The organism is Roseibium sp. (assembly GCF_050301095.1).
Taxonomy (GTDB): Bacteria; Pseudomonadota; Alphaproteobacteria; order Rhizobiales; family Stappiaceae; genus Roseibium.
Genome location: NZ_JBNKYW010000179.1, coordinates 17,764 through 27,451 on the forward strand (window position 1 = coordinate 17,764; position 9,688 = coordinate 27,451).

Annotated in this window: 11 protein-coding genes; 10 read left to right on the forward strand and 1 reads right to left on the reverse strand. The window is 62.3% G+C overall.

Going from position 1 to position 9,688, the window contains the following annotated elements:
* Positions 1–56: 56 nt before the first annotated feature.
* The 10 genes from ACQY7U_RS16915 (at position 57) to ACQY7U_RS16960 (ending at position 9,502) form a co-directional block, all read left to right on the forward strand.
* Positions 57–791, forward strand: a complete 735-nt coding sequence (locus ACQY7U_RS16915; protein WP_428646735.1) for a DUF1194 domain-containing protein — start codon at positions 57–59, stop codon at positions 789–791.
* Between the two features lie 151 nt (positions 792–942).
* Positions 943–1,815, forward strand: coding sequence for a hypothetical protein (locus ACQY7U_RS16920; RefSeq protein ID WP_428646737.1), 873 nt, complete (start codon positions 943–945; stop codon positions 1,813–1,815).
* Between the two features lie 147 nt (positions 1,816–1,962).
* Complete coding sequence (locus tag ACQY7U_RS16925; RefSeq protein WP_428646740.1) at positions 1,963–3,210, forward strand: cation:proton antiporter; 1,248 nt, start codon at positions 1,963–1,965, stop codon at positions 3,208–3,210.
* A gap of 43 nt (positions 3,211–3,253) precedes the next feature.
* Positions 3,254–4,864: a glutamate synthase-related protein gene (locus ACQY7U_RS16930; RefSeq protein WP_428646743.1), complete on the forward strand. Its 1,611-nt coding sequence runs from the start codon at positions 3,254–3,256 to the stop codon at positions 4,862–4,864.
* Between the two features lie 27 nt (positions 4,865–4,891).
* Positions 4,892–6,868 (forward strand): thiamine pyrophosphate-binding protein, encoded by a 1,977-nt coding sequence (locus ACQY7U_RS16935; protein WP_428646746.1) that lies wholly within the window; start codon positions 4,892–4,894, stop codon positions 6,866–6,868.
* A gap of 172 nt (positions 6,869–7,040) precedes the next feature.
* The gene (locus ACQY7U_RS16940) at positions 7,041–7,262 is read left to right on the forward strand and encodes a hypothetical protein (protein ID WP_428646749.1); all 222 of its coding nucleotides are present in this window, start codon (positions 7,041–7,043) and stop codon (positions 7,260–7,262) included.
* Entirely contained in the window at positions 7,259–7,432 is a 174-nt protein-coding gene (locus tag ACQY7U_RS16945) for a hypothetical protein (RefSeq protein WP_428646751.1), read from the forward strand. The genes ACQY7U_RS16940 and ACQY7U_RS16945 overlap by 4 nt, the downstream gene beginning before the upstream one ends.
* Positions 7,429–8,493 carry a Rieske 2Fe-2S domain-containing protein gene (locus ACQY7U_RS16950; protein ID WP_428646754.1) on the forward strand — a complete coding sequence of 355 codons (1,065 nt, stop codon included), beginning with the start codon at positions 7,429–7,431 and terminating at the stop codon, positions 8,491–8,493. Before ACQY7U_RS16945 ends, ACQY7U_RS16950 begins: the two co-directional genes overlap by 4 nt.
* On the forward strand, positions 8,490–9,251 hold the full coding sequence (locus tag ACQY7U_RS16955; protein WP_428646756.1) for a hypothetical protein: 762 nt from the start codon (positions 8,490–8,492) through the stop codon (positions 9,249–9,251). Before ACQY7U_RS16950 ends, ACQY7U_RS16955 begins: the two co-directional genes overlap by 4 nt.
* The gene (locus ACQY7U_RS16960; protein WP_428646759.1) at positions 9,248–9,502 is read left to right on the forward strand and encodes a hypothetical protein; all 255 of its coding nucleotides are present in this window, start codon (positions 9,248–9,250) and stop codon (positions 9,500–9,502) included. The genes ACQY7U_RS16955 and ACQY7U_RS16960 overlap by 4 nt, the downstream gene beginning before the upstream one ends.
* Here ACQY7U_RS16960 and ACQY7U_RS16965 read toward each other — a convergent pair.
* The coding region (locus ACQY7U_RS16965) for a hypothetical protein (RefSeq protein ID WP_428646761.1) at positions 9,499–9,688 on the reverse strand (190 nt) is incomplete at its 5' end. The two genes, ACQY7U_RS16960 and ACQY7U_RS16965, sit on opposite strands and share 4 nt — an antisense overlap.

Here is a 9,688-nt window from a genome sequence, read left to right on the forward strand (position 1 = left end):
TTTTCCCTCACCTGCCCTAGCTACACGTGAGTGCCTTTATCCGGGAGCTGAGCGTGATGCGGTTTTTGTCTGTCTTCCTTGCCTGGGGCCTGTTGCTTTCCGGTCCGTCCTTGAGCGAAGAGGTCGACCTTGAACTCGTCCTCCTGGCGGATGCAACCGGGTCCATCGACGATGAGGAGATCCGGTTCCAGCGATCCGGTTATGCCGATGCAATCACGGATCCCGCCGTTCTGAACGTCATCACCGGAAACATCCATGGCAAGATCGCGGTCACCTATGTCGAATGGGCGGACATGTTCTCCCAGGACGTCGTTGTCGGCTGGACGATCATCGACGGCATGGCGTCAGCCCGGGAATTCGCCGGCACGCTGATGGCGGCGCCGCGCAAGGCCTATGGGCGCAATGCCATCGGCGCGGCGCTGCTGAAAGGCAAGGAGCTGATCGAGATGAACGAACATACCGGCCTGCGCCGGGTCATCGATCTATCCGCAGACAGCGCCAATAACTGGAACGGTCCGACAATCGAAGAGGCACGGGACACAGTCGTGTCTTCCGGCATCGTCATCAACGGTCTTGCCGTCCTGTGCCGGCATTGCTCGGGCAGGCCCGTCTCCTACGATCTGGAGGAAATGTTCTACCGCAAGATCATCGGCGGCCCCGCCGCCTTTGTCGTGACGGCGGACAGCACGGAAACCTTTGCCGATGCGGTGCGCAAGAAACTGATCCTGGAAATCGCTGGCACGCCGAAGAACCCGATCCATCTGCCCCTGCGTCTGGCCGGACGGCGTTAAGACCTGGCCTTTAGGTGCAGGCCCATGGGTGAGAGCATGAGGCTACCGGTCTTTTGCGGCCGGACCAGTCCCGATTGACGGCATGCTTTACCCGCTTCTGCTACAATCAACCCAGATTGTCGTCGCGTGTCACCGACACCGGAGATCCGGAATGCGTTTTTTTTCGTCTCCTGTCGCTCTGCTGCTGCTTTTCCTTTCAGCTGCGACCGCCGCTGGAGAGGTCGTCTATTATCCGGTGGAAGCGGGACGGCGAATCGAAGGAGAGATCCCCCTTCAGGTTCTGAAGCTCGCCTTGCAGAAACACGGCGGCGACTGGGACCTGCAACCCTCGCCGCTCGGACCGATGAACGAGCAGAGATCCAAGATCCTGCTGTCGCACGGCCAGGGTCTGGACATTGCCTGGTACGGCACCTATCCGGAGCTGGAAAAACAGCTCATGCCAGTGCGCATCCCGATCAACGGCGGATTGCTCGGCTGGCGATTGTTCCTGATCGACGGCAGGCGTCAGGCCGAATTTTCCAGGATCGAGAACCTGGAGGATCTTACCAGGCTGAACCTCGTTCAAGGTCACGGCTGGGGCGATATCAAGGTTCTGGAGGATGCCGGCTTTCCAGTCACGGCGGCCGAATACCACCTGCTGTTCGGCCTTGTCACCGCCGGCCGCGCCGACGCCTTTCCGCGCGGCGTCGACGAGATCTATGTCGAACATGCCCAGTGGTCGGAGCACCTGCCCAATCTGGCAATCGAGCAATCCCTGGCGATCTACTATCCCTGGATGAAACTGTTCTTCGTGCAAAACGGCAACCATGCGCTTCACGATGCCATCTTTGACGGCTTGCAGAAGGCGCATGCGGACGGATCGTATCAGGAGCTGTTCTTCAGCCATCCGAGCAACAGGAAAACCCTGGACCTCGGCCGGCTGCACGAACGCCGCCTGTTCCATCTCGACAATGCCCATATGACGGACGAAACGCGGAACATCGATCCGAAGTTTTTCTTCAAGGCCGACAAGAACCGCTTTTGAGCCCCCAGCAACGTTCCGAACTCCCCGCTCCGCTAGCCCGCACTCTGGCAGCGGATCACGGTTGCCACACATGCGTGTCATCGGGTTATGATTTGAGATGGCCGCGCGGGTCTGCCTTTATGACTTGAGAGCCTCGGGAGAGAGCGTATGGCAACCGGACTTTTGTTGCTGGCATTGTTCACGGTCTGCTACACCCTGCTGGCGAAAAAGCTCTCCGGGGGAATCCTGACCGCCCCCATGCTCTATATCGGCTTCGGGTATGTTTTGGCCCAAAGCGGACTGATGCCGGTGGGGGAAGCCGAACGCCTCCTGCACGTTGTTGCCGAACTTGCCCTGATCATTCTGCTGTTTCTGGATGCTGCCCAGACGGATGTTCATGCGATGGTCAAACGTCACCAGTGGCCGCTCAGGATGCTGGTCATCGGATTGCCGCTGGCCGTCATTATCGGCACCGTCGCCGCCGTGCCCTTTCTCCAGGGCCATCATCTTGTCATGGCCGCACTCGCCGCGGCGCTGCTTGCGCCGACCGATGCCGCCCTCGGACAGGCCGTGGTCACCAACCTGGCCGTGCCGGAACGGGTTCGCCGGGCGCTGACCATTGAAAGCGGATTGAACGATGGCCTTGCATTGCCCCTGATCCTGATCTTCACCAGCCTTGCCGGAGAAATGCTGGAACCGGGGTCGGGCGACTGGCTGATCTTCGCCGCCAAGCAACTCGTTTTCGGTCCGCTTGCCGGTAGCCTGATCGGGGCGGTCGGCGGTGTCCTCTTCCTGGCTGCCAAGCACCGCAGGATGACGACCGAGACGATCGAGGGCATTGGCGCGATTGCTCTGGCGTGCAGTGCCTATCTCGCTGCGGATGTCGTCGGCGGCAACGGTTTCATTTCCGCTTTCGTGGCCGGCCTTCTCTTCGGCAATGTCGTCAAGGGGCAATGCGCCTTCATTTACGAGTTCACCGAAAACGAAGGCCAGATGCTGTCCTGGGGCGCCTTCTTCCTGATCGGCCTGGCGCTCGTCCCGGAGGCCGTCGAGCATCTCACCGGCGCCAGCCTCGCCCTCATCCTGATCAGCCTCTTTGTCGTCCGGCCGCTGGCCGTGTGGCTGTCGCTGACCGGCAGCGACGCCACCCCGGTGACACGGCTGTTCTTCGGCTGGTTCGGACCCCGCGGCCTGGCGACCGCCCTGTTCGCGCTTCTGGTCGTCGACCAGATCGACCATGAGATCGGCGAACCGCTGCTGATGCTGGCGGTGAATGCGGTCTGGATCAGCGCCGTTCTGCACGGGATTACCGCCGTGCCCCTTGCGAAACTCTATGGTGCCCACATGGCGCGGCAGGAAGGCGCCGCCGAAATGAAAACCCCGACCTTGGAGCAAACCGAAGTCCCCTTGGAATAGCCCCGTAACAAATGGAGCGGCACGCAGGGTGCCGGGAGACGACATGAAAAAACAGGTTGTTGCCAGCTTGAGCAGCTTGCCGGACCGCAAGCCCCAATATGCGCTTGTCGCGGAAGTCGACCTGGTGGTTGTCCGCTTCGACGACGAGGTCTCCGTTTTCTATGGCCGCTGTCTTCACCGGGGCGCGCTCATGTCCGACGGTTATGTTCAGGGAAAGAACCTGATCTGCGGCGTGCATTATTGGGACTACCGGCTCGACAGCGGCGTCTCCGAATACAACAACTCCGAGGCCCTGCCGAAATTCCAAAGCTGGGTCGAGGGCGACGACGTGCTGGTGGACGAGGATGAAATCGCCGCCTGGGCGCTGGAAAACCCGCAGCCGTTCAACCGCAAGGCCTATCTCGGCCTTTACGCCGACACCAGCCATGGCTCCGAGGAAGAACCCTACAACGGTCTCATTCAGCAATATGCCCGCAGCGGGCTTTCCAGGACCGGCCACCACGGCCGCGTCGAGGCCATGGGTGTGCCGCGCGCGCAGCTGCCGGACTGGGACGACATCCAGATCCTCACCGCCCAGCTGCAAAAATTTCCGCTTCTGGACGACGACCCGGTCGGGACCGATACCGTCATCGGCCCGAATGCGCAGAAGCCCCTGCGACTGAAGATTCCGCTCTTCGTCTCCGACATGAGCTTCGGCGCCTTGTCGGAGCCCGCAAAGGTGGCCATGGCACGCGGCGCGGAGCTGGCCGGCACCGGCATCTGCTCCGGCGAAGGCGGCATGCTGCCGGAGGAACAGGAAGCCAACTCCCGCTATTTCTACGAACTGGCCTCGGCCCGCTTCGGTTTTGCCTGGGAGAAGCTCGACAAGGTGCAGGCCTTCCACTTCAAGGGCGGACAAGGCGCCAAGACCGGCACGGGCGGCCATCTTCCGGGTGCCAAGGTGCAGGGCAAGATTGCCGAGGTCCGGGGTCTCAAGGAAGGCGAGGATGCCATTTCCCCGCCCCGCTTTCCGGACTGGACGGAGATCTCGCAGATCAAGGACTTTGCCGACGAGGTCCGCGGCCGCACCGGAGGTATCCCGATCGGCTACAAACTGTCCGCCCAGCATATCGAAAAGGATATCGACGCGGCGCTGGAGGTCGGCGTCGACTACATCATCCTGGACGGGCGCGGGGGCGGCACAGGCGCGGCGCCGATCATCTTCCGGGACAATATTTCCGTGCCGACCATTCCCGCGCTCGCCCGGGCACGCCGCCACCTCGACAGTCTCGGGCGCCCGGACGTGACGCTGGTCATCACCGGCGGCCTGCGCAAGCCGGCGGATTTCGTCAAGGCGCTGGCGCTCGGGGCCGATGCGGTGGCTGTCGCCAATTCGGCCATGCAGGCGATCGGCTGCATTGCCATGCGCGCCTGCCACACCAACAACTGCCCGGTCGGCATAGCCACCCAGAAACCGCATCTGGTGAACCGGCTGGAAATCGAAAAATCCGCCCGGCGCCTCGCCAACTTTTTCGAGGCCTCGGTCGGGCTGATGCAGGTGATGGCACGGGCCTGCGGCCACACCCACCTCAACCAGTTTCGTCCTGAGGATCTGACCACCTGGAAGCGGGAAATGGCGGATCTTTCGGGCGTAGCTTATGGCGGTGTCGCCTGAGGGCTCAAAATGCCCAAGGAGGAGAAAATGGACGCTCAAGAACTCGACTGGATCAGGGTCGGCCATGTGGACGACCTCCCCGACGGACGGGTCAAGACGGTCACCGCCCGGACCACCTCGCTTTGCCTCTCCCATTTTGGCGGCAAATGGGCGGCGATGGACAATCATTGTCCGCACCAGGGCGGTCCACTTGGCGAAGGCTCCATCGAAGAGGGCACGGACGGCAAATGCTGGATCCGCTGCCCCTGGCACGGCTGGGACTTCGACCCGCTGACCGGCGCGCCTCCCGGAGGCCATGAAGACAGCGGCCAGAAACTCTATCCGCTCAAGATCGAGGACGGCGAGATCCTTGTCGGCCTCGAGCCGGAGCCCGCGCATGAACCGACAGTGACCGATGTCATGGCCGAAACCATGGTCAACTGGGGCGTGAAGCGCGTCTTCGGCATGGTCGGGCACTCCAATCTGGGGCTCGCCGACGCCATCCGGCGGCAGGTGGACAAGGGAAGTCTCGGCTTTGTGGGCATCCGCCACGAAGGCGCAGCCGCCTTTGCCGCCTCCGCCTACGGCAAGCTGACCGGAAGGCCTGCCGCCTGCCTGACGATTGCGGGTCCCGGCGCCACCAATCTCCTGACCGGCCTCTGGGATGCCAAGGTCGACCGGGCTCCCGTCCTTGCCCTTACCGGCCAGGTGCAGACGCAGGTTTTCGGCCCCGGCGCCTTTCAGGACATCGACCTCAAATCCGCCTTCGAGGCGGTGTCGAAATTCTCGCAAGCCGTTCTCGGCTCCTCCAACCACGCGGAGCTGATGTCGCTGGCTTTGAAAACGGCGCTTGTGGAACGCGACGTCGCCCACCTGATCTTCCCCGACGATGTCCAGACCCTGCCAAGCAGCAAGGACGCAGGCACCCCCGAAGGCCGCCTCGGCGGAACGGAAATCACACCGTCCGCGGCGGATATTTCCGAAGCCATAGAGATGATCAATGCCGCCAAGCGACCGGTGATCGTTTTGGGCTACGGTGCCAAGGACGTCCGCGACAAGGTGATCGCGCTGGCGGAAAAGATCGGCGCGCCGGTGCTGACCACCTTCAAGGGCAAGGGGCTGATCCCGGACACTCATCCGCTGGCGGCGGGCGTGCTCGGCCGCTCCGGCACGCCGGTGGCAAGCTGGTTCATGAACGAGGCGGACCTTTTGCTTTCCCTCGGCTCGTCCTTTGCCAATCACACCGGCATCGCGCCCTACAAGACCATCATCCAGGTGGATTTCGAGCGCATGCAGCTCGGCAAGTTCCACCCAGTGACCCTGCCCGTCTGGGGAGAGATCGGCAGTTTCTGCCAGGCGGTGATGGACAAGATCTCGAAACCCGGCGATGCGCCCGACCAGGTTGCCGAACTCGCCGAGCGCTGGGTCATCTGGCGGGATGAAAAGGACCGCCGCCTCGCTGAGACCCACGACAAGGGGATCCACTCCGCAGCCGTCTTCAAGGCGTTGAGCGAACTCTGTCCGGCGGATGCGATCATCCCGGTGGATGTCGGCAACAACACCTATTCCTTCGGCCGCTACTTCGAACCTTCAGGCCAGCGCATCCTGATGTCCGGTTATCTCGGATCCATCGGCTTCAGCCTGCCGGCGGCGCTCGGTGCCTGGAGCGCAACCCGGGATTTCGAGAAATTCAAAGGCCGCAAGGTGATCTCGATTTCCGGCGACGGCGGCTTCGGCCAATACGCGATGGAATTCACCACCGCAGTCAAATACGGGATGGATATCACCCATATCCTTCTGAACAATTCCGAGCTCGGCAAGATCTCCAAGGAGCAGCGTGCGGGCGAATGGCCGGTCTGGGAGACGAACCTTACCAACCCGTCCTTCGCCGCCTTTGCGCGCCTGTGTGGCGGTCACGGCCACCGGGTGACCGACGCCGCCGACCTCAACACGGCCATCGCGGATGCGATCGCCCATGACGGTCCGTCGCTGGTGGAAATCGTCACCGATGCGGATCTGGTGTGACCAAAGACACCATTGGACCTGTCATCCGGTTTGGCAAAGCCAAGACCGGGATCCAGTAGACACGGTGGCAGGTTTGTTGCGAAACTCGTTCGTCAACACTGATTTGATCCCGGCCTTCCGCTTCGCTCCAGCCGGGATGACAACTAGAGGCAGCTGAGCTAAGGGGGACGAATTGCTGACCGCGTCCGTTCTGATCGAGATAGGCCAGTATTACCTGATCGCCGGCGGCGTGGTGGCGGCGCTGTTTCTCGTTATCGGTATCGACCGGGTGGAACCGTCGGCACGCGGGTCGCATGTCTTTCGTCCCCTGCTCATTCCCGGCCTCTGCCTGATCTGGCCGCTGGTGCTCTACCGCTGGTACGTGCTTGAAAAATACGGGGAGACCCGGCGATGAAACGCGCGCATCGCACCGCCCATGCCCGCATCTGGACCGTGCTCGGCATCCTGCTGCCGCTTGCCTTCTTCACGATCCTTGCCCTGCGCCAGACACCGCCCGCCGACCGGCCTGCCGTCCTGATCGAGGCGCCCGTTTCCGCAACCGACAGCGGGGAGGTTTCGCAATGAGCGTGCAATACATGCCGGTCATCTGGAACCGCAACAAGATGATCTATGACGCGGTCCTGCTGATCGCCGTCGCGCTCTATCTTTACATCTTCATCTATGTCGGCCCGTTCTTCGAAGACGTCAGCAAACCGGTGGACGGCGCCATCCTCAGGATGCGGGCCTTCGGCAGCTGCGCCTTTCTGATGCTGACAATCATCCTGTGTATCGGGCCGCTGGCCCGGCTCGACCGGCGCTTCCTGCCGCTGCTTTACAACCGCCGCCACTTCGGTGTCATGACGGCGGGAATAGCCGCCGTTCACGCCAATTATGTGCTCGGCTGGTATTTCAGTTTCTCGCCGACGGACAAATACGCCGCCCTGCTGTCGTCGAACACCAGCTACACGCAGATCATCGGCTTTCCCTTCGAGGCCTTCGGCATTGCCGCCTTTCTCATCCTGCTGGTGCTGGCGGCCACCAGCCACGATTTCTGGCTGAGCTTTCTGGGCGCGCCGATCTGGAAGGCGCTGCACATGTTCATTTATGCCGCCTACACATTTGTGGTTCTGCATGTAGCGCTCGGGGCGTTGCAGGGGCCGGCCGATCCGGTTTTCACCGGCCTTGTGGCGGCAAGCGTGGTGCTGGTCTCCGGCCTGCATTTCACCACCGGGCGCATGGAGGCCCTGCAGGAACGGGGCAAGGAGACGGCGCAGGCCGCCCCGGAGGATGGCTGGCTGGTGGCGGGTGATGTCGAGGAGATCGACGACAAATGCGCCAAGGTCGTGACGCTCTCCGAGGACGAGCGGGTCGCGATCTTCAAATACGACGGCAAGCTGTCAGCGATAACCAATGCCTGTGCCCACCAGAACGGCCCGCTCGGTGAAGGCAAGGTGTTGTGGGGTTGCATCACCTGCCCCTGGCACGGCTATCAGTACAATCTCGCCGACGGCCGGGCGCCCGCGCCCTTCACCGAAAAGATCGCCACCTACCGGCTGAAGCTCGATGGTTCGACCATCCTGCTCGACCCGACCGCCCTGCCGCCGGGAACCTATGTCGAGCCGGTCACGATCGGAGATGAGACATGAGCTGGCGACAGACAAAATCGGCGCCTTTCTTTGTCGGCTATCTCAACAAGGTGCCGAAGCCGCTCATCGCTTTCGTGAGCGTCTTTATCGTCTGCTTCGTCGGCGGCCTCGGCCTTGCGGCCCTTGCGCTCTCCTCGACTCAGAACGATCCGGGTAACGGCGGCTTTCAATGGGGCAACCGGTTCGAACAGACCGGCCTTCTGGAACTGAGACCCTACCCGGTCTTCCGCGTTCCCGCCGGCGGCGGCACGCCGGCAAAGACCTACATGCTCTCCGGTCAGGGAAAACGCGGTGTCTTCGATCAGGCGAAAGCCAACATCAAAACCGCCGTCGCCTTGCGCGGCGTTCCCATTAAACGCGGCGACCTCACCATGATCCAGGTCGGAAAGGTGGAAGCTACCGAGGGTGCGGATGCTGCCTTCACTCCGGCAGACCCCGTGCCGCTCGGCCGCTGGAAACTCACCGGCGAGATCTGTGACGGCAAATGCTATTCGGGGGCGATGCGCCCGGGCCGCGGGCTTGCGCACAAGGCCTGCGCCAACCTTTGCCTGACAGGGGGCATTCCGCCGGTTTTCGTCTCTTCCGGGGCGGTCCAGGGCCGCAATTTCTTCCTCATGGCGGACGCGGACGGCAATCTGCTCGGCGACGAGATCAATCCACTGCTGGCGCTTTACATCGAGGTGGAAGGCGACGTTGAGAAGCTCGACGATCTGATGGTCTTCAAGGCGGATCTTGCCACGGCAAGGGTGCTGAAATGAGCGACGCCCCGAAACCCGCCTGGCGGACCATCCTCGTGTCGCTGGTGCTGACCGCGGCCTTTACCGCCATCGCCTATTTCGTCTGGACCTACGCCAACACCGGCGCACGGAAATTCGCCGGCGGAACGCTGCTGACGGACCTCAGGTTCTTCCTCGGGCTTCTGGCGGTTTATCTCGCCCTGACGGTGCTCGACCGGGTCGTCGGCATCGTGAAGGCAAAACTGCCGCGGAAGTTGGGGCGCGACGCTTAAGCCGCCTCGAGTTCCCCGCTGCCGCGCCTGATGCGCAACCGGTTCCTGACGACTTTTTTTGACCAAAGCCTGACCGGTTCCTCGATCAGCCTGAAGGTAATCGTGGAAACAATGCAGGTGGCGGTAAAGGACAGGCCCATCACGAGCCACTTGGCCTCGCCCGCAACATGGTTTTCCGCATTTGTC